The organism is Achromobacter dolens, from assembly GCF_902859745.1.
In the GTDB taxonomy this organism is placed as follows: Bacteria; Pseudomonadota; Gammaproteobacteria; order Burkholderiales; family Burkholderiaceae_B; genus Achromobacter; species Achromobacter dolens.
This window is the reverse complement of sequence record NZ_CADIJW010000010.1, coordinates 22545-46372: the sequence shown is the minus strand read 5'-3', so window position 1 is coordinate 46372 and position 23828 is coordinate 22545. Positions and strand designations below refer to the sequence as shown.

Genomic DNA, 23828 nt, shown 5'->3' with positions numbered 1-23828 from the left:
TAACTCCCTCTCGTTAACGAGAGGGCCGCGGGGAGATTTCCGGATTTCCCGAGAAACTCGATATTGATTCGTAACATGAGCAAGAACGTAGTCGTAATCGGCACCCAGTGGGGTGACGAGGGCAAGGGTAAGATCGTCGACTGGCTGGCGGAATCCGTCCAGGGCGTGGTTCGCTTCCAGGGCGGCCACAACGCCGGCCACACGCTGTGGATCAATGGCAAGAAGACGATTCTTCGCCTGATCCCGTCGGGCATCATGCATCCCGGCGTCACCTGCTTCATCGGCAATGGCGTGGTGCTGTCGCCCGAGGCCCTGCTCAAGGAAATCGAAGAGCTCGAGGCCGCCGGCCTGGACGTGCGCTCGCGTCTGCGCATCTCCGAGATCTGCCCGCTGATCCTGCCGTACCACGTGGCCGTCGACAAGGCCCGCGAAGCGCGCAAGGGCGATGGCAAGATCGGCACGACCGGTCGCGGCATCGGCCCGGCCTACGAGGACAAAGTCGCCCGCCGCGCGCTGCGCGTGCAGGACCTGTTCAATCCCGCGCTGTTCGACGAAAAACTCGCCGAAGTGCTGGACTACCACAACTTCGTGCTGACCCAATATCTTGGCGCCGAAGCCGTGTCGGCCAACGAAGTGCGCGATCAGGCCATGGCGCTGGCGCCGGCGATCGCTCCGATGGTCGCGGACGTCTCCAGCACGCTGTTCGCCATGCAGCAGGAAGGCAAGCGCCTGCTGTTCGAAGGCGCGCAGGGCGCGTTGCTGGATGTCGACCACGGCACCTATCCGTTCGTCACCAGCAGCAACTGCGTCGCAGGCGCCGCTTCGGCGGGCGCGGGCGTCGGTCCGCAGTCGCTGGACTACGTCCTGGGCATCACCAAGGCCTACACCACGCGCGTCGGCTCGGGCCCGTTCCCCACGGAGCTGGTCGACGAGATCGGCACCCGCCTGGCCACCATTGGCAAGGAATTCGGTTCGGTCACCGGCCGTCCGCGCCGTTGCGGCTGGTTCGATGGCGCCGCGCTCAAGCGCTCGGTCCGCCTGAACGGCATCACCGGCCTGTGCATCACCAAGCTGGACGTGCTCGACGGCCTGGAAACCATCCAGTTGGGCGTCGGCTATCGCGTCAATGGCGAGTTCCGCGACGTGCTGCCCTACGGCGCCCATGCCGTGGCGCAAGCCCAGCCGGTGCTGGAAGAGCTGCCGGGCTGGAGCGAATCCACGGTCGGCATCACCGAGTACGACAAGCTGCCCGAGGCCGCCCGTCGCTACCTGGAGCGTGTGGCCGAAGTCTGCGGCGTGCCGATCGACCTGGTGTCGACCGGTCCCGACCGCAACGAAACCATCGTGCTGCGTCATCCCCTGAAGGGCTGACATCGGGTTATTATTCGCAAGGCCGCCGCCGGCTCATACCGGCGGCGGCCTTTTCGTATTTTCACGCAGGAGATCCTTGCCTATGAGCGCGCCAACCAGTGACGATAGCCATCTGTGGGTGACGTGGGACGACTACAACCGCTTGATCGAGCGCCTGGCCTTGCAGGTGCATCAGTCCGGCTGGGAGTTCGACAAGATTCTGTGCCTGGCGCGTGGCGGTATGCGCGTGGGCGACGTCATGTCCCGTATTTTTGATGTGCCGTTGGGCATTCTGGCGACCAGCAGCTACCGCGAGGCCGCGGGCACCAAACAGGGCGACATGGATATCGCGCAGTTCATCACCATCACGCGCGGCACGCTGTCCGGGCGGGTGTTGCTGGTGGACGACATGGTGGATACCGGCAAGACGTTCATGAAGGTGTACGACCACCTCAAGAGCCAGTTCGCCGACATCACCGAATTGCGCAGCGCCGTGCTGTGGTGGAAGGGGCACTCCCAGGCGCAGCCCGACTATTACGTCGACAAGCTGCCGACCAACCCCTGGATCCATCAGCCGTTCGAGGATTACGACAGCCTGCGTCCGCACCAGCTGGAAGCCTGGATCCGCAAGGGTTCCAAGGGCTGAAATCATATGGGGACGGATAGTCTGGCGATCCCCGCCACCGATGCGCGGCACGACCGTGCGAGGGCAGGGCGCCAGACGGTTCCCCGGGTAGTCAAAATAGCCATGACCATGCTAGAATCGCTGGTTATCGCTAAACCGAACTTGGCTTGTTACTCTTTAGGTAGTCTTTGGGTAACGCAACCGGCCCTGGAGACTTTTGCCAGTCAGCAGCCAGCCGGCCCTAGAGCCAGCCGATTTTAGGACTTTAGCGCTGCAAGGCTCTTGGCGCTGGCGCCTGGAAGCAAAGAGGTCGGCGGGCAGGGAATCCTGTACGCGGGGCTCTTGAACTCTTGGTCCGGACAGCATGCGCGATTACTATTGACGCGTGCATAGTCTGCGGCCTGAGCGTACAGGCGGTTCGCCGTCCGGAACCACGTGGCGTTGCTGGTAAGCAAGCCAGGTTTGTCATCAACTTTTGTTACCCTACAAGCAGGCCAATCACTTTATGCCTATCGTTCGACTGAAGGAAAACGAACCGTTTGAAGCCGCTCTGCGCCGCTTCAAGCGCACCATCGAAAAGACCGGTTTGCTCACCGAACTGCGTTCGCGCGAGTTCTATGAGAAGCCCACGGCCGAGCGCAAGCGCAAGCACGCCGCCGCTGTGAAGCGCCACTACAAGCGCATCCGTAGCCAGCAACTGCCCCCGCGCCTGTATTGATTTCTGATTCCCGAATCTATTGATTCCAGAATCATTCATCCAGGAACTACTCGCCCGGGTCGACGTTGTCGATGTTGTCGGGCGATACGTGCAGTTGCGAAAGGGTGGGGCCAACTTGCTTGGCCTGTGCCCCTTTCATAACGAAAAAAGTCCGTCGTTCACTGTCAGCCCCACCAAGCAGTTCTATCACTGCTTCGGTTGCGGCGCCCACGGCAGTGCCATCACCTTCCTGATGGAACATACGGGCGCCAGTTTCCCCGAGGCCGTGCGCACGCTCGCGGCTTCGGCGGGAATGACGGTCCCCGAAGAAAATCGCAGTCCCCGCCAGCAGCAGGAAACCGCGCGCCGCAAGGCCGAGGAGTCCCGCCATACGCAGGTGCTGGATGCCGCTCAAGCCCATTACCTGAAGCAGTTGCGCGCATCGCCCGCCGCGATCCGCTATCTGAAGCAACGTGGCCTGACCGGCGAGATCGCCGCGCATTTCGGCCTGGGCTGGTCCGGCACGGACCGGCATGGGCTGTCGCAGGTTTTTCCGAATTACGAGGATCCGACCCTGGTGGAGTCGGGCCTGGTCATCGAGTCCGAGGACGGCCGGCGCTACGACCGCTTCCGCGAACGGATCATGTTCCCGATCCGCAATGCGCGCGGCAGCCTGATCGGCTTTGGCGGCCGCATCATCGGCAAGGGCGAGCCCAAGTACCTGAATTCGCCGGAAACCCCGCTGTTTTCCAAGGGTCAGGAGCTGTACGGGCTGTGGGAAGCGCGTCAGGCGATCCGCCAGGAAGGTCAGGTCATCGTGGTCGAAGGCTATATGGATGTGGTCGGCCTGGCGCAGCAGGGTATCGCCAATGCCGTTGCCACGCTAGGCACCGCGACCACCCCGGATCACGTCAAGAAGCTGCTGCGCACCAGCGACAAGGTGATCTTCAGCTTCGATGGTGATGGCGCCGGCCGCCGGGCCGCGTGGCGCGCGCTGCAGGCGTGCCTGCCGGTGCTGCGCGACGACATCGCCATCCGCTTCCTGTTCCTGCCAACCGAGCATGACCCGGATTCGTATGTGCGCGAACTGGGCGCCGAAGCGTTCCGTGCTTGCCTGGGCGAGGCGGTGGCGTTGTCGCGCTTCCTGCTGGACGAGCTGGCCTCGCGCCATAACATGGACGAAGCCGAAGGGCGCGCCAGTTGCCTGCATGAGGCCAAGCCCCTGCTGGCGTCGATTCCGGAATGTGCGCTGCGCGTGCAGATCGAACGCGAGATGGCCAAGCTGGTGCAACTGACGCCGGAGGAAATGGCGCAGGTGCTGGCGCAGCAACCCGCCAAGCCGTTCGGCGCGCCGGCCAAGCCGGCCGCGGGCGAGGCGGGCAACGCCGGCGCACCGGCGCCGCAAGAGGGTAGCGTGCCGCACGAAGGCGGCTACGACTTCGCTGGCCACGATTTTCACGACATTCCCGCCGACGATGGCGAGTACGTGGACTATGGCCAATTCTCGTCGCCAGGCGGCGAATCAGGCGGTGGCTGGAGTGGCGGCGGTGGCAAGCAGGACTGGAAAGGCAAGGGCGATTGGAAGGGCAAGAGCGACTGGAAGGGCAAAGGCGACTGGAAGGGCGGCAAGGGCAACTGGAAGGGCAAGCGCGATGACGTCGGCGGCTTCGAAGGGCGCCGCACCATGCCGTCCCTGGCCAAGCGGCTGTTGAGTCTGTTGCTGGCCCATCCGGAACTGGTCGACTCCATGGGCGACCAGCAGCTTGAAGTCATCGACCACGGCCCCCATCTAGGATTGGTAAGGGATCTGATCATGCTGGCCCAATCCAGCGGCGCCCGCCATGTGGGCGCCTTGCTGGAAGCGGCCGAGCCGGACTCGGATCTCGCCACGGTGCTCAAGGGGCTGCGGGTCGACATTTTGTCCCAGGAAGATCTGCCGGATCCGCAAACCGAATGGGACGATGCGCTGCGGCGCATCGAATTCGATTCGGCGAAGGCGGAAATGGCCAAGCTGGCCGCGGCCGGCCTGGCGACCGAGGAGGCGCGCAAGCGCTACCTGGAGCTGTCGAGTCGGATGCTGGTGCTCAAAGGTGCCGGCATACGCTAAATGCGGTAAAATCAAGGGTTTTCCCGCCGCGGCATTGCCGCAAACCGTTGTGTGGCTGTAGTTGTTGGCTGTATTGCGATGAATCTTCGCTATCGCGCCAGTGTTGGGGCACGGTTGTGCGAAAACGACTGCGCAAGCGGCAGGAAAAAGAACGGCGGACGGAATCTATTTCCGTTGCTGGAATCTAATAGTTTTAGGGTTTGATGGGCAGGTCGGCTGAAGCGATGCCGGGCTGGCGGGCAAGGCGGATACCGGTTGAACGGGTCGGTCTGGGGTGGATGAGCCCCAAGCGCCAGCGCGAAAAAAAGCGGACGTGCGCATCAAATTTGTTACATAGTTAATTACTATAGCTGAGTGGTGAATCACGCAGTTCGGCGGCGGTTATCTTCGCGTCGCGTCTGAGGTTTGGGTGCTGTGTCTATCTAGCTGCCAAGGGCAAGGCCCGCCAGGCAAGCAACGCCTATTTATAGGCAGACAGCCCCCCTCGATGCCGGGAGTCCGCGGCTGGATGAAACCATGCACGCCAGGCGTTCAGCCGGTCACGGACCGCAATGACGCCAAGCGGGCTCGCAAGAGCTTGTGCCGCGAACAACGCAGCCGCAGGGGTTCCGCCGATTCACCAGTTTTACCCGCATGGATGCCGCGATGGGCCTTTGCCCGGCAGCGGTTTCATGCGGTGCACATGCCCGAACGGGTTGCGACGACCACGGAAGCGACTATGACCAAATCCACCGGCAAATCCTCCTCTGCAATTGATGCGACCGACACCCTGGCCACCAAGGCCAAGCGTGTCGTCAGCATGGCGGCGGAAAAAGCGCCCGCCAAGACGGCGGTGAAGGTCGCCAAGCCTGCCGCGAAGACGGCCGCCAAGAAGGCGGCTGCCAAGACGGCGGCGGCAGACAAGCCCGAGAAGGTGACCAAGGCGCGTGCCAAGAAGGCCGAGGACAAGCTCGCCGATCTGGTCGGCAGCGCGCGTCCGGTCCCCAGCGGCCGCCGCCCCGGCCGCCCGGCCAAGAATGCCAACAACGATTCCGACGGTTTCGACGACACCATGGACGGCGAAGGCGAAGTCCTGCCGGATCTGAAGCCGCCCAAGCGTGGCGGCAAGCGCGGCAAGGCCGATCCCAAGGATCTGATTGCCCGCGGCCCCGTCTCGGCCGAAGAATACGAAGCCCGCCGCAACCGCCTCAAGCAGTTGATCAAGCTGGGCAAGGATCGCGGCTACCTGACCTACGGCGAAATCAACGACCATCTGCCTGACGACCTGGTCGACGCCGAAGCCATCGACGGCATCATCAGCACGTTCAGCGACATGGGCATCGCGGTCTACGACCAGGCGCCCGATGCCGAAACGCTGCTGATGAGCGAAAACGCGCCGGTCGCGTCCAACGACGATGACGTCGAAGACGAAGCCGAAGCCGCGCTGACCACCGTGGACTCCGATTTTGGCCGCACCACCGACCCCGTGCGTATGTACATGCGCGAAATGGGCTCGGTGGAGCTGCTGACGCGCGAAGGCGAAATCGAGATTGCCAAGCGCATCGAAGACGGCCTGAAGCACATGGTCATGGCCATCTCGGCCTGCCCGACCACCATCAACGAAATCCTCGCCCACGTCCTGCGCGTGCGTGAAGGCCAGGCGCAGATCGACGAAGTGGTCGACGGCCTGGTCGATCCGGAAGACGGCGAAGAGTACGCCGGCGCCGGTGTCACCGCCGACGAAGACGAGAGCGACGACGGCCCCGCCGGCGGCATGTCCAGCAAGCAGTTGGAAGACCTGCGCGTGAAGGCGCTGGCCAAGTTCGACGAGGTCGGCAAGCAGTTCGACAAGATGCGCCTGTCGTACGAGAAGGACGGCTACAAGTCGGACGTCTACGTGCGCGCGCAAGAGTCGATCCAGAACGAACTGATGGGCATCCGCTTCACCGCCAAGATGGTCGAGAAGCTGGCCGACACGCTGCGCAACCAGGTGGAAGAAGTGCGCCAGCTCGAGCGCGCCGTCCTGCACACGTGTGTGGACCGTGCCGGCATGCCGCGCACGCATTTCATCAAGGTGTTCCCGGGCAACGAAACCAACCTGCAGTGGGTCGTCGACGAAGTGGCCGCGGGCCATCCGTACGCCGAAACGCTGGAGCGCCAGATTCCCGCCGTGCAGGAACTGCAGCAGAAGCTGATCGATCTGCAGACCCGCGTGGTGCTGCCGCTCAAGGACCTCAAGGACGTCAACAAGCGCATGGCCACCGGCGAAGCCAAGGCCCGCAAGGCCAAGCGCGAAATGACCGAGGCCAACCTGCGCCTGGTGATCTCGATCGCCAAGAAGTACACGAACCGCGGCCTGCAGTTCCTGGACCTGATCCAGGAAGGCAACATCGGCCTGATGAAGGCCGTGGACAAGTTCGAGTACCGTCGCGGCTACAAGTTCTCGACCTACGCGACGTGGTGGATCCGTCAGGCCATCACCCGCTCCATCGCCGACCAGGCGCGCACCATCCGTATCCCGGTCCACATGATCGAAACGATCAACAAGATGAACCGGATCAGCCGCCAGATCCTGCAGGAAACCGGCGCCGAGCCGGATCCCGCGACCCTGGCGCAGAAGATGGACATGCCCGAGGACAAGATCCGCAAGATCCTGAAGATCGCCAAGGAACCGATCTCCATGGAAACGCCGATCGGCGACGACGACGATTCGCACCTGGGCGATTTCATCGAGGACACCTCGACCCTCGCGCCTTCGGACGCCGCGCTGCATGGTTCCATGCGCGACGTGGTCAAGGAAGTGCTAGACTCTCTGACCCCGCGGGAGGCCAAGGTGCTGCGCATGCGTTTCGGTATCGAAATGAGCACCGACCAGACCCTGGAAGAAGTGGGCAAGCAGTTCGACGTCACGCGTGAGCGCATCCGCCAAATAGAGGCCAAAGCGCTGCGCAAGCTGCGTCACCCGAGCCGGGCCGACAAGCTGAAGAGCTTCCTGGAAGGGCAATAAGTTTCCTGGGCCTCTAGCTCATGCCTGGTTAGAGCAGCGGACTCATAATCCGTTGGTGCCGAGTTCGACTCTCGGGGGGCCTACCAAAGAAACATGCGGGTCTTGGAGCAATCCAAGACCCGTTGTCTTTTCCGCAATCCCGGGTCTTTTCCGCAAATCGGCGCAAGGTCATGTCGGTTCCGTGAAAGCGGTTGCCGGTCGGGTTGGCGCTTCCTGCGTTGACCGCACCCACGCGGCACAACCTGCCGGCGAGGCCGTGCCGCTGACGAAGAGCGCGCCGGAACGGTACAGCGCGAGGCCCTGGCGCATTGAAAGGCCCTTCATCACCCATACGCCGCCGGCCGTGTCAGCCCAGAGAATACGGGCCTGCGTACCGTTCAGGGCCAGCAATAGTCTGGCGGCTGACGCGTTCGGCATCAGTGCCACGACAGTTGTGTCGTTATCGCCACGTGGCGGAAACAGGTTCGCCGCCGCAGCCCCGACCAGTGCAACAAGCAGCAATCGTATCGACGCGTGTTGTCCGCGTTGCGGCGGGCTTCCCCCCGCAGAACGGCTGCGCCAGCCCAGGATAAACGGTATCAATCCGAACACCGCCAACCAGGTCAGGTCCCAGAACAGGGGCATATCCGAATCCATCCGAATTCGGTGAATGCCGGTGATCCAATGCGAGAACAGCGCGTCGACAATATGCCAGCCTCCGAAGCCCATCCAGAACGTCGGCCAGAGCGGCCGCATCGACGCCACTGGTGTGTTGGCGCGCGCATGATAGAGCGTCCACAAGCCGGCCGCGGCAATGACGTACATCAGAGCATGAAAGAACCCGTCGGCCGCAACCTGAACCCGTAGGTCCCCGAAGACTCCGGTACGGACAGCCGACAAAAGGTGGTGCCATTGCAATATCTGATGCAGCAGGATGCCGTCGAAGAAGCCGCCCATTGCAAAGCCGAGGAGGCCGCCCGCACGTCGCATTCGGCGGTCGGAAGTTGACAAAGTAGTGGCGGGAATAGGCATGTCCTACTCCGGGTTCTTTGGCCCTTGGCGTTTGGGCATCACGGCGGGCGTGTCATCGGCGGGTTTGAATACCCGGGCGCCCTCATCTGCGCGCGGGTTCGGCGATCCATCGAACTCGGTAGCCTTATGGCCATCGGGAGGGGTTTGCCGATCGCTTTCGGATTTGCTATTCGCTTTCTCCAATCCTCGTTGTACATCGGATGCAATATCGACTTGGTCTTCGTCGCTGGGTTCGGGGGCGGGTTGAACCGGCTTGCGCGGGTCGCGGTTGGGTGATTGGTCCATGGCTGTCTCCGTTGATAGCTCGTGGCATCATCGGCAAGCGGCATGCCCATCCGAATTCTGCCGGCGGCCATATGGCTTCTCCAGGAGTGACAGTCCAGGGACCAGGGTGGGTTTGCACGTCCGGCTCTGTGGCCGCTGGACGGTTCCAATAATTAACACGTTCGCAATCCTGGCCCAATCGGCCGACTGATGTAGTGCGGTAGCCGTCAGCGGAAGGGGCTCGGCAGGAACGGAACTTGCTCCACAGGTGGTCCCAATGGACGTCACCCCCGGGAGGGCAATATGGCGAAGAAAGCTGGCAACCTCGAGCAAATCCACGACCTTCTGTACCAAGCGCTTGAAACTGAACTGGGCGGAGAGCTTGTTTACAAGGCGGCGCTCGAATGTGCGGTCAACGACGACCTGCGCGAGGAGTGGCAGGGGTATTTAGACGAAACGAAGACGCACCAGCGCGTGTTGCTGACCGTATTCGAGGAGCTCAACCTTGACCCGAACGCGGCGGTGCCCAGCCGCGCTGTGGTCAAGCACCATGGCGAGAGCCTTGTTGTTGCGATCGAATTGGCGAAGTCGCAGGGAAATCCTGAGGCGGCTCAACTGGTGGCGGCGGAGTGCGTCGTGCTCGCCGAGACCAAGGACCACCAAAACTGGGAGCTGATTGGCCTGGTGGCGGAAAAGCTGTCCGGGCCGCAGGCGAAAGTGCTGCAGCGCGCTTATGACGCGGTGGAAAAAGATGAAGACCACCATCTCTATCACACGAAGGGGTGGGCCCGTGAGCTCTGGATTCAATCGCTCGGGTTCCCGGCGGTGCTGCCTCCTCCAGAGGAGGCCAGGAACGTGGAGACGGCGATAGGTGCGTCGAGGGCAGAGCAGGCGCGAGACAAGATGCTTTGACGTCCCGGGTGGCGCGTCCCGCGCCAGCGTGCTCGCAGGCGTGCGGGCGCCGCCGCGGGAAATCTCACGGCTCCGTAGTGTATCGTCGGTTTTCAGGCGGTTGCGCCGAATCGTTCGTTCCGTTTCAAACGACATCCATGACCGCTAACCCGTTCATCAAGCCCGGCAATCGTCTGACGATTCTCCTCGTCACGATTTTTGCCGCGGTGGCCCTCCTGCTGACGCGGGTTGACTGGCTGACGCTGGGGTTGGGACGGTATTGCATCTTCTGAACCGGGTTTCCAGTCCTGTCGGATGACCTGATCCGGCGCGTTCAGCGCGCCCGCCTGGTGCCGAAGGCTCGTGGCGCCCCTTTCCCTTTCCCGATTTCGCCTGCCCGACGGCTGGCGGGCGTTCTTGCGGCCGTCAGCGGCTGTCGGCCGATATTGGCGCGCGAGGCGAACGTACTGTTGAAGCGGGGGCTGGCGGTACAGCAGGATTGATTTATTTGGTTACATAAAAAGCAAAAATATTCACAATGGTTAAAAGTTCTCTCCAACTCTTGCCATACCGCGCGCCTATATTCCTGACTCGTAGCTAAATTTCACAAAAATGGCGTTTCAGTCGGTTTCGGCGATGCGATAGCCCCCGTCCGGCAAACAATTAGAGCCGATCTTACCAAGCCGCCCCTGCGATGCCCCCCGTTTTTGTTTCCTCGTCGCTCCCGCCGCCGCACGCCGCGCCTGATGTAACAGGGATCCGGCTTGCCATGCCTGCGGTTTTGGCCCGCGCGGCACGGCGGTTCGCGTTTCTCTGCTGTTGATTCCCATGCAAATTCTGCACACGCTCTCTGGCCCCAATCTGGGGGGATTGGAGTTTCGGGTCCTGGACCAGTCGCGTTGGCTGCAAGAGCAAGGCCACGCCGTGGCAATTGCCGCGCCGCCTGGGAGTGACACCCTCAAGCTGGCGCGTAGCTGGGGGTTGGCCACGATTGGCATGAATTTCAGTGCCCCTTATTCGTGGTCGGGTGTGCTCAAGCTGCGCCAACTCGTGAAGGACCTGCGCATCCAGATCATTGACGCGCATGGCACGCCTGATGCGAAAGCCAGCGCACTCTGCCGCGACCTGTGTTCCCTGGTGCGGACCTGGCATTTCTCCCGCCCGCTGCGCACGTCGTGGCGGCGACGGCTGGAGTGGCGCCTGGGTTGTCATCGCGTTATCACCACCAGTCAGGGCGGCGCCCAGGATATCGTCGCGGCGGGCTTTGCCGGGCATAAGCGGATCAGCGTGGTGGGCGAGTGGGCCGACCATGGATTCTTCGCCGACGTCGACAAGCGGGCGATGCGCCGCGCCATGCGGCAGGAGCTGGGCCTGGATCCCGCCTCGTTCGTGGTGGCCACCATCGGCATGCTTCGGCCCGACAAGCGGCAGGAGGATCTGCTGCGCGTGGTACACGCCCTGCGCCAGCGCGGCGTGCCCGCGCGGGCGCTGGTGGTCGGCATGCCCACGCGCGCGACGGCTGCCTACGGGCAGAAGCTGCATGACCTGGTCGCGGAACTCGGGATCGGCGACTCCGTGACCTTTGCCGGGCATCGGGAAGACATTTCGAACATCATCCATGCCGCCGACGCGATGCTGGTGCCATCGATCAACGAAGCCTGGTCGCGCGTTGTGCCGGAAGCCTATGCGTCCCGGTGTCCGGTGGTGGCCAGCGCAGTCGGCGGCCTGCCTGAGATTGTGCGTCCCGGCGACACCGGCTGGCTGGCGCCGGCGCAGGATGTCGCGGGTTTCGCCGAGCACCTGGCCTGGATCTGGTCGCATCCCGAGCAGGCCGCCAGGATCGCCGAGCAGGCCCGCACGTTCGCCGACCGGCATCTGATGCTGTCCCAGAAAATGGCGGAGACGCTCGACGCCTACCAGATCGCCATGGAGGATGCGCGCTCGGCCAGGAACGTGGAAGTGATGGCCTGAGATCGCGCGCGGAAAACGCGCGTCTGGAGGGCGGCTCCTGGTTGCGGCCGCCGTTTCATGTAAGCGGGCCGGTTGCCGATAGATCGGCAACCGGCCCGTGTCGCTTGCGCCCAGGAATTTTCCCGTCAGCGATCGCGTCGCCGCACCATCCGGCCGAAGCAGCGCATGACCGCGGCGACCGTGGTGGCTTCGCGCCAGTATTTGCGGCGCAGGGAACGCAGCGGCAGCCACCAGGGTTGGACCACCACGTTGTCGGCCCAGGCCGGGCGCCAGCGGGGCATGTTGCGGGGGCGGTCGACGATGGTGACCGTCGACAATCCACAGCATGAGGCCAGATGGCCGATGCCGGAATCGGTGCCGATGAACCAACCGGACTCGTAGACCTCGGCGGCGACGCCGTCGATTGACGGCGCTTCCACAAGGCCGGCATGGGCCTGTTCCAGCAGGGGTAGCCAGTGGGCGCGTTCCGCCGGCGCCAGCACGAAGACCGGCTCGTAGCCCATGGCACGCAGCCGGCGGGCGACGACCACGTATTTGCCTGGCGTCCAGCAGCGCTCCGCTTCGCTCGAGGTCGGATGCAGGATCACGCGCTTGTCGTGGCGCCGGGCCTTGAGGCGGGCCGGGGCCCGCAGGCCGTTGTCGTCGCTCCATTCCGTCAGGCCGAAGGCATCGACCGAGAAACGCCGGAATTCATCGAGGATGCCATTGGGCGAAGCGTGCTTGCGTGGCGCCGCGCGGATCTTGCCCCATTCCTTGGTGCTCAGGAAGCGGCGACAGACGCGGGTGAGGCCGTCGAACGGGCTGTCCGGATCCATCTGCACGATGGTGTCGTAGCCCGCCAGGCTGGTGATGTCCGCCGGCAAGGGCTGGATGTCGAAATCGGGAAACCATTCGCGCAGGGCGTAGCCGTGCACGCCGTAGACGGTGATGTCGCGGCCGGCCTTGCGCAGGTTGTTGGCGAGCGTCATCTGGTACAGCGAGTCGCCAAGGCGGTTGGAGAGGACCAGCGCCACATTGCCGGTCTGTAGGGAAGGGGCGGTGCTCACTTGCGGTTCATCCTCGTTGTTTTCGCTGCGGAGAATAACCGATTGTTTCTCAGGTTTGCGCCGGCCGGGCCCCGGCCGGCGTGTCAGCGGCGCGTGGGCTGGGCGGGAGTACGATTTCAGGCATGCCTACGCCTCCCCCCCAGCGAGCCCTGCTCTGGGTCGTCGCCGCCTGTTTCTTCATGCAGACGCTGGACACGACCATCGTCAATACCGCCTTGCCCGCAATGGCGCGCAGCCTGGGGGAGGACGTGCTGGCTCTCAAGCCGGTGGTGGTGGCCTATACGTTGACGATGGCGATGCTCACGCCGGCATCGGGCTGGCTGGCCGACCGGTTCGGCACGCGCCGCGTCTACCTGGCCGCGATCCTTGTGTTCGCGGTCGGTTCGGTGTTCTGCGGACTGGCCCAGACCCTGGCGCAGTTGACGATCGCTCGCGTGGTGCAGGGCGTGGGCGGCTCAATGTTGCTGCCCATCGGACGCCTGGCAGTGCTGCGGCGGGTGCCGGGCGACCAGTACATCTCGGCCCTGGCGTTTGTCTCGATCGCGGGCCAGATCGGGCCGATTTTCGGGCCGACGTTGGGCGGGCTGCTGGTGCAGGTGGCCAGTTGGCATTGGATCTTCATGATCAACGTGCCGATCGGCCTGTTGGGGGTGATGGCCGTGCGGCGCTATCTACCCGAGGATGCGCTGGCCGATGTGGCGCCGTTCGACGTGCTGGGCTGCGGGCTGCTGTCGCTTTGCATGGTGTCCTTCTCCCTGGCGCTGGACCTGCCCGCTGGCGAGGGCCGCACGGGCTGGTCGTCTGCGCTGTTCGCGTTGAGCCTGTTGACCGTGCTGCTGTATGTGGCGCATGCGCGGCGGCGCGACAACCCGCTGTTCGAGCTACGCCTGTTCCGTGAGCCCAATTTCAGCGTCGGGTTGGTCGGCAACCTGGTGTGTCGGGTTGGCAGCAGTGCGGTGCCTTTCCTGCTGCCCCTGCTGTTGCAACTGCAGTTGGGCTACACGCCGCTGCAGTCCGGGCTGATGATGCTGCCCGCCGCCATCGCGGGCGCCATCTCGAAGTCCTGGATCGCGCCGCTGGTGCGGCGCTTCGGCTACGACGCGTTCCTGCTCGCCAATACCGTGCTGGTCGGCGCCGCCATCATGTCGTTCGCCGCGATCTCGCACGATTGGCCATTGCCGCTGCAGATCGCGCAACTGGCGTTGTTCGGCGCGGCCAATTCCATGCAGTTCGCGGCCATGAACAGCGTCACCCTCAAGGGCCTGAACGCACGCGACGCGGGCAGTGGCAATAGTCTGTTCTCGATGGTGCAGATGCTGGCCATCGGCTTGGGGGTGACCATTGGCGGGGGGCTGGTCGGCGTGTTCTCGGGCGCGGATGATGCCCTGCCGGCCCGCGCGTTCACGCTGGCGTTCCTGTGTGTCGGCGCCATCACGCTGTTATCGGCTCTGGTGTTCCGGCGCCTGGACGCCGAGAGCCTGAATGGCTCGGGCCGGCGCGCGGCGGGCTAGCGCGTCGCCCCGCTCATGGCGTTCTGGCTCCCGCGATCCAACGGCGCAGAGGCGTCGAGTAATAGCGCGCCACCAGCCCACCCAGCATCGCCGAGAGCAGGATCGCCAGCACGCTGGCGGCGGTCAGCGCGCCGGCGCGCCACCAGGTCGACACGACGCCTCCCGAGTTGCGGCAGGACGCCGCCGCCAGCAGCAGGACCGGGAACATGTGCGTCAGATAGATCTCGTAGCTGTTCTGGCCGGCCCATCGCAATGCGGCGAGAAGCGGGTTGGGACGCGTCGGGCGAGGGTTGCGGGTCCAGCCGATCAGCAGGCAGGCCACGCCGATTTCCAACGCGGTCACATTCAGGCCCAGCGCGGTGAGCCCCAGCATGCCGGTGGCCTTGCGCAGGAAGAAAACCAGCACGAACAGCGTGGCGCCGACCAGTAACAGCTTGCGGGCTGGTCGGCCGCGGGCGGCGGGCCGCGCGGCATACAGTGCGGCCAGGCAACCGATGGCAATGCCGTCCATGCCGGCCAGGTAGGCGTGGTCGGCCCAGATCGCGTTGCTGGTGAAGGCGACGCGGGCGAACGGCCCGAGCGCGACGAACAGCAGTAAGACCATGACCAGCGCGCGCTGGCCCGCCGCCAGCGACAGCAGGCAGATCGCGGGAAAGGCCAGGTAGAAGACTTCCTCGATGGACAGCGACCACAGCACGTTCCAGGCCGCCGGCAGGTAGCCTACCTGCGCCTCCAGCCAATTCAGGTGCAACGTCAGCGCGCTGATGATGGCGCGCGCCAGGCTGGTGTTCTCGATGACGAATCCCGGCATCTCGATCGCATGCAGTATGGCCAGCAATGCCAGCAGCAACAGCAGGCAGGGATAGATGCGGGCGAAACGGCGGCGCAGGAACTCGCCCCAGCGGACGGCTTCGAGGCAGCCCCAGCGCTCGATGGCCGCGCCGGTGATGAGATAGCCCGAGATCACGAAGAAGATGATGACGCCGTAATAGCCGCTGCGATAGACGATATTGAAGAGGGCGGCGGGTAGCACCTTGCCCAGCAGGCTTTGTTCCTGCGGGATGTGGATCTGCACGTGCAGCAGCACGACGCTCAGGATCGAGATGCCCCGCAGGGCATCGATGGCGGGATTGCGGGAGGCGCCCCGCACGGGGCGCTCGGCCCTGGGCGGTGGGGCGAAAGCAGGCATCGATCAGTCTGGATACGGAAAGACGCCATGCTAGCCAGCGCACTGTGAGGGGATTGGGCGACTGTGTATAGATTTTGTAATGGCGGGGAAGCAATCTCCGCGATGCGCCGCAGCCCGCCAATGGAAGAGCGCCCCAGCTCGAGATGAGTCTGGGGCGCTCCTGCCCGGCTTCGCACGCGATGGGTGTCAGACAGCCCGGCAAGTCCAATCTACTGCCGCTCCAGAGGGGCGGCAATAGGGAAAACCCGATACAAATTAGAGGGTTACAACATTTTCTCCGCGCCATTCGCGAGAGAGACACGGCAATGACCGTTGCCTGGCGGATCGTCAAGGACTTGGGACGAATTCATCCAGCTCGGCATCCGCGAATTGTTGCGCTTTCCCCATCCACCGACACTGGATCCCTCAATTCATCGCGAGCGGAGATCGACAGTGTGGGGATACCTGAAGCGGCAAGCCGGACAAGGCATGACGGAGTACATCGTGGTCGTGGCCCTGGTGGCGGTTGCGGCGATCGCCGTCTACCAGTCGCTTGGCCAGGTGGTGCGGTCGCAGACGGCGGCCATGGCGCGGGAGCTGGCGGGCGAGGACGGCAGCGCGCAGTCGAACGCCGCGAGACTGGCGGTGCAAAAGGCGGCGGGCCAGACCAAGGCGCGTTCGCTCAAGTCCTTCACGGGCAATGCGGCGGCGGATCAATGACGGGCCTGGCGACGCGCGCGGCGCCGCGCACCGTTCAACGAGGCCAGGCGTTGATGCTGGGCGTGATGCTCGCGGCCACGGTCTCGGCGGCGCTGGTCATGCTGTATACGCTGGGGCGCACCGTCGAGGCGCGGGCGCACTTGATCCACGCCGCGGATGCTGCGGCCTACAGCGGCGCGCTGGAGCAGGCCCGTCAGATGAATTTCCTGGCTTATGCGAATCGCACGCAGATCGCCCATCAGATCGCGATGGCGCATCTGGTCACGCTGGGGGCGTCGCTGTCGTTCGCGCATACGCTTGCCGACCAACGCAGGCGTAACAATCCGCCCGCGCGCCTGCTGTCCACGCTGTTCGGTCGTGACATCGGACTGGCTTATGGCGCGGCACGCGCCGCACCCGGCGCGCAGGCGGCGTTGATGCGCGCCTATGCCGAGCATGACCGTGTCGTGCATCAGGTGCTCGAGGCGGGGGCCGCTTCGGCGGTGGCGGAGTTGCCTGCTGCGCGCGATCGCCTCATGCGGGCTGTGCTGCGCGAAAACTATTCGGCGGCAGGCGCGGCGCCGCGGACAGGATCGGCGCGGGCCGCGGCCGACATGCCGACGATCCGCCTGTTGAGCGATGGCTGGCCGCAATTTCTCCAGCGTCGCGCGGCGTTGCCCGGTAGCGCCCTGCGTTCGGCCGTCGAGCAGGCCGTTGGGCGTTACGGCTTTCTCGCGGGCCGTGATGCGACGCGCGTCAGTTCCGCGACCGTGAATGCGCAGTGTCCGCTGGCGCGGCATCAACTGCGTCGCCGTGGCGCCACCTGGCTCGGTGCAGACGGGCGCTGGGGCGCGGTGGATACGCAGTCGTTCCATTCCCAGCGCTTCAACCGTTGGGCGGGGTGTTACTACCGCGAATATGCGATGGGCTGGGGCGTGGTGTCGGCGCCCGGATCCACGGGCCCGGATGGGCTGGAGTATGACGAGAATCCGCCTGACAATTTCACATCCCAGGACTTCTGGCACTGGGTGAGGCGGTCCACCACCTGGGACGTCCGTGGCGGCACAGGTAATCCTCTGGCCAATTCCCGTGCCATCGCACAACTGCGGCCTTGGCCCGGATCGGGTTTGCCTGGTTATTACGAGGTGGCGAGCGCGCGAGGCGCTGAGCACCTGCGATTTGCCGTGGCGGTCAGCGCGGCGCGCGGTGGGCTCGGGCATGTGGACTTCGCAGCGCCTGTGCGCACGCCTCGCGGCGCGAGCGCCGGTCCGGGTGCGTGGTTGAGGGTCACCAGTGCTGCCGAGACCTACTTCGCGCGACCCGAGCCGCATCCCGGCGATCCCGAGGAACCGCCGACGCTGTTTCTCCCGTATTGGCAGGCCCGGCTGGCTTCGGTGACGGCTGAAGAGGCCCTGCGGGCCCGGGAGGCGCCATGAAAACTCTTCCAGTATGGCAAAGCGGCCAGGCGTTGGTCGAGGCGTTGGCTTTGCTGCCCGTGTTGATCCTCTCCTTCATGGCGGTGGCGTGGCTGGGGCAGTTGCTGTTCACCGCGCAACAGGTTGGCGTTGCAAGCCGCTCGACCGCGATGGTCGCCGCCGCGGGCGGGATTGTTCCCGCGCAATCTGGATCGTTCGTTCTGGCCGGGCCGTCGGTCGATGCAGGGGATCCGCGATTGGCGCCTTTGCTGGCTGAGTGGCTGGGTGCCGAGGCCCGCTCGGTGTCGGTTACAGCACACGCCGACGTGGCGGGCGTAGGACCTTGGCGCGCGCTGCGTATCGAGCGGCGCATCCGTGTCGCAGCAGGCGCCGGCAACGCGGACGGCGACGACGATTTGCGTCGCCGTATCGGCGCGGCGGCGATTTCCTGGGCGCAGGCTGCGGAGCGCTCCCGGTCGCTGGCCCACGAGATCAGCGATCAGTTGATGATCGCGGATGGCCCCTGGCAGCGGCCGGCGCTTTCCCTGGATTGGCTGTCTTCCTGGGTCGACGTGGTGCCTGCGGAAGGATTGGCAGGAAGCGAGAGGGCGACCCGATGAGTGCGCGGCCATTCCCCGGCGGGCATTGGCATGGCCCTTCAGGCCGCGGGCGGTCGCGCGGCGCGCACCGGCGCTCTACGCCGTGCGTACGGGGCGCCTCGATATTGATCATGTGGGTGGCGCTGGCGTGGCCGGTGGCCTTCGCCGGAGCCGCTACGCAGGCCGGCCTCGCGTCATCGAACCCGGCATCTTTGGCCGGATTGCGCTTCCCTCCCGGTTCTCGGGTCGAACCCCTGGCGGATCGCATGTGGCTGAATGGCGCGCCGATGCAGGCATTGGTATTCGATGCGCCCGTCGATGTGCCGGAATTGATCAAAGTCTTGTCGCGCCAGCAACCCGCATTCAGCGATCTCCAGATACGGCAGGGACAGGCGATCCTGTCCGGCTGGGTCTGCGGCGCCTTTTGGGTGGCGCAATTGGGCAGCCCTGAGGGCGGTCGCAGCATCGGAAGCGTTTCGTCGATCACTCCGGTGGCGGCCGTCGTCACTGACGTGCCCGACTGGCTGCCGGCCGATGCGCAGCCGATGCTGGATTTCACCGTGCGGCAAGGGCGGGGGACTGTCGTTGAGTCGATATGGCGCCATTTTCTTGCGCCGTCGCGTCTGGCGCCGGTGTTGCGGCAGGGATTGCTGCGCGCGGGTTGGCAGGAGCTCGATAGGGGTTGGGCCGTCGCCTGGCAATCATGGCAGCAGCGCGGCGAGCGCTTGCAATGGATGTTGACACCGCTGGATGGCGGCAGTGGTTTGTGGATACGGCGGTGGACGCCATGACCCGCCGAGTCGTGCCTGGTGCGCGCCAGATAGCCATCTTCGCGCTGGCGTTGGCGGCCGGCCTGTTGTCCGCCTGGGCAGTGCGTGAACATGTGCGCCAGCGTGTCGAAGACCTGGAAGCAGCGGGACGTGTTCCGCTGGTCAGTCGCCTGGTCGCCGCGCACGATCTGGCAGCCGGCACGGTGCTGGAGGAGCGGCATCTCGCTGTGCGTGACATTCCGGGGCAGTGGGCGCCGGCGAGCAGCCTCGAGCCTGGCGCCATCGACAGCGTGCTGGGAATGCGGCTGGCGGGAGCGCTCACTGGCGGCGAACTGGTGCTCAATGGCTGCCTCGCCGCTGCGGATTCCCTGGTCAAGCCATCGTTGGCGTCGCGGCTCGAGGCGGGCCAGCGCGCCTTCGTGGCGCAGGCCGCCGATCTCGGAAGCCTGGCCGCGACGTTGCGGGCCGGAGACGCCATCGATGTATATCTGACGCTGCCGCGCCGCGGCCCGGGCGCGGTCGTGCCCGTGTTGCGAGGCGTGCGGGTGCTGGCCGCGACCGATGCCTCCGCGGTCGATGCAAACCCTCCGATCACGTTGGCGGCATCGGCGGATCAGATCGCCAGCTACCTCATGGCCAGACAGGCTGGCACGTTGACCGCCGTGTTGCGGAACGCGGCCGATGCCGTGGCCAGCGAGGCCATGCCGCCATCTGAATTGATGTCGCTGCTGGATGGCGGTCGCAAGTCCCGGCCGGCGCCGCGGGTGGTCATCCTGTATGGCGATCGCCTGGGCGAAGGGGCGGATGCAGCGATCGTCTCGTCAACGGACCTTGAATCGGAATTTCCATGAACGTCGGAATGATCGCGGCGCTGTCCGCAGTGTGCCTGTGGACAGTCGTATTTCCCGCATGGTCCGCCGGGCAGGCGCTCGACATGCAAGTCGGGGAAAGCCGCGTGTTGGCGGCGCCCGGCGTGACCCAGGTGGCCATCGGCAATGGCGAGGTGCTCAGCGCCGTCGCCACCGCGGGTCGCGAGGTTGTGGTTTTCGCACGCGCCGAAGGTATGTCGTCGGTCCAGGTGTGGGCCGACGGCGGCGTCAAGACCTACGCGGTCGAAGTGGTGCCGGCGGGGGCTCCGCGGTTGCGGGCGGAAATCGAATCCCTGTTGTCGCGCATTCCCAGGGCCCGCAGTTCGGTGGTGGGCGGACGCATCGTGATCGAGGGGGATGACCTGTCCGATGACGACCGTGACCGTATCGCCGCGTTGGCGCAGCGCTATCCCGAGGTCGTCGATTTCACGGGCCAGGTGGGGTGGGACAGCATGGTGCTGCTGGACGTGCAGGTAGTGGAGATCCCCTCGTCGAGGTTGCGCGAGCTCGGGGTCCGCTGGGACGGCACGACGCAGGGTGGCCTGAACGCCGCGCTGGCATGGGATGCCGGGTCGCTTGGCCGCATGGCGCGGCCCGGCGAGCAGGTGGTCCAAGCGCCGGCGCCGTTGTCATCCGCCGCAGGCTACTTCGGCGTCAATGCGCTGTTGTCGGCCCGTATTGCCGCGCTGGCCCAGAGCGGCGAGGCCGTCATGCTGGCGCAGCCGCAACTGTTGGCTCGCAGCGGCGCCAGCGCAACGTTCCTGGCGGGTGGCGAGGTGCCTTATGTCTCGACCGACTCGCGCGGCAATCCGACGACGCTGTTCAAACCCTACGGCGTATCTTTGCGGATCACGCCGCGCATCGATCGCAATGGCGTCATTCGCTCGCTGATCGAGGTCGAGGCCAGTTCCGTCGACATGGCGCTGACCGCCGCGGGCGGGCCGGCGCTGCGGACACGCCGGGCTTCCACCGAATTCAACGTGCGCTCCGGCGACACGCTGGTCATCGGCGGCTTCCTGTCGCGCGAGCGCGCTGACGATGCCAGTGGCATTCCCGGCTTGAGAGACATCCCGATTCTGGGCGCGCTGTTCTCGTCGCGGCGTTACCAACTGCGCGAGACCGAGCTGGCGATTTTTGTAACCCCGCGGATCGTGTCGCGCGACGAGCCCGCCATGGCGGATCGGGTGCGGCGTGCGCACGCGCTGGTTGACGCCGCATTTCCGCAACCGTCCCGGTTGGGAACCGCGTCGCGCGCGACCGCGGGCTGGAACACCCGCGCCGGGGCGGGGTCGCAGTGGGACGATGACGAGCCGAAGCCCGCGCCGGCCAACCAGGAGTAGCACCATGCTTGAAATCCAGATGACTGTTGATGACGCGGCCACGCGACGAATCGTGGCTGCGGCGCCCGTGCTGATCGGCCGCGGCGTCCACTGCGACCTGCGCATTGCCAATTGGCGCGTAGGCCGCCAGCATGCGCGGCTGCGGCGCGAAGCGTCGGTGGTCGTGCTCGAGGATCTCGGTGCGCTTGGCGGCACCTTCGTCAACGGCCTGCGCGTGGCGAGCCATGTGCCTGTGGGGGCGGGCGACGAGATCCTGATCGGTCCCTGCCGCTTGAAGGTGGCGCCCGTCACGCACGACGACGAGCGCAACGCGGCAGTGCCTGCGGCGTCACCTCCGCCGTCACCCCCCGTGCGGGGGGCAGCAGCGATACGCCTGCTTGTCCCGTCGTCGCCCTCCCTGCAATGGCGCCGCCGGCTGCACGCCGCGCTGCTGGGCGCGCTGGACCTTCGCCGGCGCGATGTGGCGGGTATGAGCGACGCCTCGCTGCGCGCCGAAGCCACGCGCCTGTTGACGCTGATCGTGGCCGAGGATGCCGGATTGCCGCTGGCCATCGACCGGGAGGCCCTGTGCCGCGAGGTACTGGACGAAGCGGTCGGGCTGGGGCCGTTGGAACCATTGTTGGCGGCGCCGGATGTCACCGAGATCATGGTCAATCGGCATGACGAAATCTACGTCGAGCGCGATGGCCGGCTGTGGCGCCATGCCGCAGCCTTCACCGGCGAACAGTCGGTGCGCCGGGTCATCGAGCGCATCGTTACTCCGTTGGGGCGCCGCATCGACGAAAGCTCGCCCATGGTGGACGCGCGGTTGCCCGACGGATCCCGGGTGCACGCCATCATTCCCCCGGTTGCATTGAAAGGCGCGAGCCTGACCATCCGCAAATTCCCGAAGCGCCGGCCGGAGATGGCGGACCTGTTGGCGGCTGGCACGCTCAGCGAGGCCATGGCGCAATTCCTTACCGGATGCGTACGCCTGCGCAAGAACCTGCTGGTCTCAGGCGGAACGGGAGCGGGCAAGACGACGCTGCTGAACGTTCTGTCCAACGAAATCCCGGAAGGCGAGCGCATCGTCACCATCGAGGACGCGGCGGAACTACGGTTGAGCCATGAACATCTGGTGTCGCTCGAGGCCAGGCCATCCAATCAGGAGGGGCGCGGGCGCATAGATATCCGCGAACTGGTGCGCAATGCGCTGCGCATGCGGCCGGACAGGATCGTGGTCGGGGAGTGCCGCGGCGCCGAGGCCTTCGACATGTTGACGGCCATGAATACCGGGCACGAAGGCTCCTTGACCACTTTGCACGCCAATTCCACCAGGGATGCGCTGGCTCGCCTGGAGTCGATGGTGCTGATGGCAGGGCTGGATCTGCCACTGGCCGTCGTGCGTGAGCACATCGCGGCCAGCATCGACATCATCGTGCAGCAGGCGCGATTGTCCGACGGGCGGCGCGTGGTGGTGTCCGTCGCCGAAGTCACCGGTATGGAGAGCGGGCGCATCCAGTTGCAGGAACTGTTCCGGCATGAGCGTCATGGCGGGTTCACCGGATGCGGGGTCGTGCCCAGCTTCGCGCAGGCATGGCAGGAGGCGGGCCACGGCCTGGATGTTTCCTGGTTCGCCGTTGACGGGGGGGCCGCGGACGCCGTTTGCGCGGCGCGTTCGTCGTGATCTGGCTCGCCGCTCTGGCGGCGACGGTGTGCGGCACGGCATTGGCCTGGAGCGTGCAGTGCTGGCTCGCACCGGTATTGCGGCGCTGGCGCGAGCATTACACGCACGAGGCGCAAGGGCGCCTCGGCGAGTTGTTCCTGTTTGTCGACCCGGCATGGCTATGGACGGGCGCGATGGCGCTGTCGGTCCTCGTGGCGGCGGTGGCCTTCATCGTCACCTCCAGCGCCGGAGGCACGTTATTGGCGGCAGCTTTGGTCCTGCGGGCGCCGCGCGTGTTGATGGACGCCTGGCGACGACGGCGTATCCGGCGCTTCGAACAGCAACTGCCGATGGCCTTGCTGATGCTGGCCTCGGCCCTGCGCGCCGGCATCGCCTTGACGCCCGCGTTGCGGCAGGTGGTGGCTCAAGGCGATGCGCCGCTGGCGCAGGAGTTTGCGCTGGTGCTGCGCGAGCAGCGGCTGGGCGTGCCTTGGGACGAGGCGCTGGCGCATCTGAACACGCGGATGGCGGCTGATTCGACCACACTCGTGGTGGTGGCAATGCGTGTCGCCGCGCAATCCGGCGGCGATCTGGCCGAGGCGCTCGACGGTATCGCGCAGGCGGTGCGGGCGGGATTGCAGTGGCAAGCGAAAGTGCGGGCCCTGACTTCGCAGGGCCGCATGCAGGCCTGGATCGTCGGCGGTTTGCCGGTGTTGCTGCTCGCGGTGCTGGACCGCTTGGAGCCGGACAGCATGGCGTTGCTCTGGCATACGAGACAAGGCTGGATGGTGCTCGCCCTGCTGGCGACGCTGGAAGCCGCGGGCGTCCTGCTGATCCGGCGGATCGTTCGGATCGATTTTTAAG

Annotated in this window: 21 protein-coding genes and 1 tRNA gene; 18 read left to right on the top strand and 4 right to left on the bottom strand. The window is 65.4% G+C overall.

Going from position 1 to position 23828, the window contains the following annotated elements; translation table 11 throughout:
* Positions 1 to 75: 75 nt before the first annotated feature.
* From HV783_RS10345 to HV783_RS10320, 6 genes are all read left to right on the top strand, one after another.
* Complete coding sequence (locus HV783_RS10345; RefSeq protein WP_054417791.1) at positions 76 to 1371, top strand: adenylosuccinate synthase; 1296 nt, start codon at positions 76 to 78, stop codon at positions 1369 to 1371.
* An 82-nt stretch (positions 1372 to 1453) separates the two neighbouring features.
* Positions 1454 to 1996, top strand: a complete 543-nt coding sequence (locus HV783_RS10340; RefSeq protein ID WP_006387865.1) for a phosphoribosyltransferase — start codon at positions 1454 to 1456, stop codon at positions 1994 to 1996.
* Between the two features lie 484 nt (positions 1997 to 2480).
* Positions 2481 to 2693 (top strand): 30S ribosomal protein S21, encoded by a 213-nt coding sequence (rpsU, locus tag HV783_RS10335; RefSeq protein WP_006218592.1) that lies wholly within the window; start codon positions 2481 to 2483, stop codon positions 2691 to 2693.
* 19 nt (positions 2694 to 2712) lie between these two features.
* Positions 2713 to 4779 (top strand): DNA primase, encoded by a 2067-nt coding sequence (gene dnaG, locus HV783_RS10330; protein ID WP_064523213.1) that lies wholly within the window; start codon positions 2713 to 2715, stop codon positions 4777 to 4779.
* A 718-nt stretch (positions 4780 to 5497) separates the two neighbouring features.
* Positions 5498 to 7765 (top strand): RNA polymerase sigma factor RpoD, encoded by a 2268-nt coding sequence (gene rpoD / locus HV783_RS10325; protein ID WP_064523216.1) that lies wholly within the window; start codon positions 5498 to 5500, stop codon positions 7763 to 7765.
* A gap of 7 nt (positions 7766 to 7772) precedes the next feature.
* Positions 7773 to 7851: transfer RNA gene (locus tag HV783_RS10320), tRNA-Ile, on the top strand.
* Between the two features lie 82 nt (positions 7852 to 7933).
* Here HV783_RS10320 and HV783_RS10315 read toward each other — a convergent pair.
* Entirely contained in the window at positions 7934 to 8776 is an 843-nt protein-coding gene (locus tag HV783_RS10315) for a DUF2243 domain-containing protein (protein WP_054503911.1), read from the bottom strand.
* 3 nt (positions 8777 to 8779) lie between these two features.
* Positions 8780 to 9061, bottom strand: coding sequence for a hypothetical protein (locus HV783_RS10310; protein ID WP_175189083.1), 282 nt, complete (start codon positions 9059 to 9061; stop codon positions 8780 to 8782).
* A 282-nt stretch (positions 9062 to 9343) separates the two neighbouring features.
* Here HV783_RS10310 and HV783_RS10305 point away from each other — a divergent pair, with 282 nt between their 5' ends.
* From HV783_RS10305 to HV783_RS10300, 3 genes are all read left to right on the top strand, one after another.
* On the top strand, positions 9344 to 9952 hold the full coding sequence (locus HV783_RS10305; RefSeq protein ID WP_054503909.1) for a hypothetical protein: 609 nt from the start codon (positions 9344 to 9346) through the stop codon (positions 9950 to 9952).
* Positions 9953 to 10089: 137 nt separating this feature from the next.
* Positions 10090 to 10224, top strand: a complete 135-nt coding sequence (locus HV783_RS29600) for a hypothetical protein (protein ID WP_276608450.1) — start codon at positions 10090 to 10092, stop codon at positions 10222 to 10224.
* A 535-nt stretch (positions 10225 to 10759) separates the two neighbouring features.
* On the top strand, positions 10760 to 11902 hold the full coding sequence (locus tag HV783_RS10300; RefSeq protein WP_064523227.1) for a glycosyltransferase family 4 protein: 1143 nt from the start codon (positions 10760 to 10762) through the stop codon (positions 11900 to 11902).
* Between the two features lie 125 nt (positions 11903 to 12027).
* On the opposite strand, the gene HV783_RS10295 is transcribed toward HV783_RS10300, so the two are convergent.
* Entirely contained in the window at positions 12028 to 12948 is a 921-nt protein-coding gene (locus HV783_RS10295) for a glycosyltransferase family 9 protein (RefSeq protein ID WP_054503907.1), read from the bottom strand.
* Positions 12949 to 13070: 122 nt separating this feature from the next.
* Between HV783_RS10295 and mdtD the strand changes: the two genes are divergently transcribed.
* The gene (gene mdtD / locus HV783_RS10290; RefSeq protein ID WP_175189082.1) at positions 13071 to 14459 is read left to right on the top strand and encodes a multidrug transporter subunit MdtD; all 1389 of its coding nucleotides are present in this window, start codon (positions 13071 to 13073) and stop codon (positions 14457 to 14459) included.
* Between the two features lie 13 nt (positions 14460 to 14472).
* Here the strand turns inward: mdtD and HV783_RS10285 are convergent, their stop codons facing one another.
* Entirely contained in the window at positions 14473 to 15609 is a 1137-nt protein-coding gene (locus HV783_RS10285) for an acyltransferase family protein (protein WP_254603863.1), read from the bottom strand.
* A 507-nt stretch (positions 15610 to 16116) separates the two neighbouring features.
* Here HV783_RS10285 and HV783_RS10280 point away from each other — a divergent pair.
* From HV783_RS10280 to HV783_RS10245, 8 genes are all read left to right on the top strand, one after another.
* Complete coding sequence (locus tag HV783_RS10280; RefSeq protein WP_006393994.1) at positions 16117 to 16347, top strand: hypothetical protein; 231 nt, start codon at positions 16117 to 16119, stop codon at positions 16345 to 16347.
* The gene (locus HV783_RS10275; protein ID WP_175189080.1) at positions 16344 to 17762 is read left to right on the top strand and encodes a hypothetical protein; all 1419 of its coding nucleotides are present in this window, start codon (positions 16344 to 16346) and stop codon (positions 17760 to 17762) included. The genes HV783_RS10280 and HV783_RS10275 overlap by 4 nt, the downstream gene beginning before the upstream one ends.
* Entirely contained in the window at positions 17759 to 18361 is a 603-nt protein-coding gene (locus HV783_RS10270) for a TadE family protein (protein ID WP_175189079.1), read from the top strand. Before HV783_RS10275 ends, HV783_RS10270 begins: the two co-directional genes overlap by 4 nt.
* 110 nt (positions 18362 to 18471) lie before the next feature.
* A complete protein-coding gene (locus tag HV783_RS10265; RefSeq protein WP_254603862.1) occupies positions 18472 to 19131 on the top strand; it encodes a hypothetical protein in 660 nt (219 codons plus the stop codon).
* Positions 19128 to 19961 carry a Flp pilus assembly protein CpaB gene (gene cpaB, locus HV783_RS10260; protein ID WP_254603866.1) on the top strand — a complete coding sequence of 278 codons (834 nt, stop codon included), beginning with the start codon at positions 19128 to 19130 and terminating at the stop codon, positions 19959 to 19961. The genes HV783_RS10265 and cpaB overlap by 4 nt, the downstream gene beginning before the upstream one ends.
* Positions 19958 to 21319: a type II and III secretion system protein family protein gene (locus HV783_RS10255; RefSeq protein WP_054503902.1), complete on the top strand. Its 1362-nt coding sequence runs from the start codon at positions 19958 to 19960 to the stop codon at positions 21317 to 21319. Before cpaB ends, HV783_RS10255 begins: the two co-directional genes overlap by 4 nt.
* Positions 21320 to 21323: 4 nt before the next feature.
* Entirely contained in the window at positions 21324 to 22985 is a 1662-nt protein-coding gene (locus tag HV783_RS10250; RefSeq protein WP_175189078.1) for a TadA family conjugal transfer-associated ATPase, read from the top strand.
* Entirely contained in the window at positions 22982 to 23827 is an 846-nt protein-coding gene (locus HV783_RS10245; protein WP_175189077.1) for a type II secretion system F family protein, read from the top strand. Before HV783_RS10250 ends, HV783_RS10245 begins: the two co-directional genes overlap by 4 nt.
* Position 23828 lies beyond the last annotated feature (1 nt).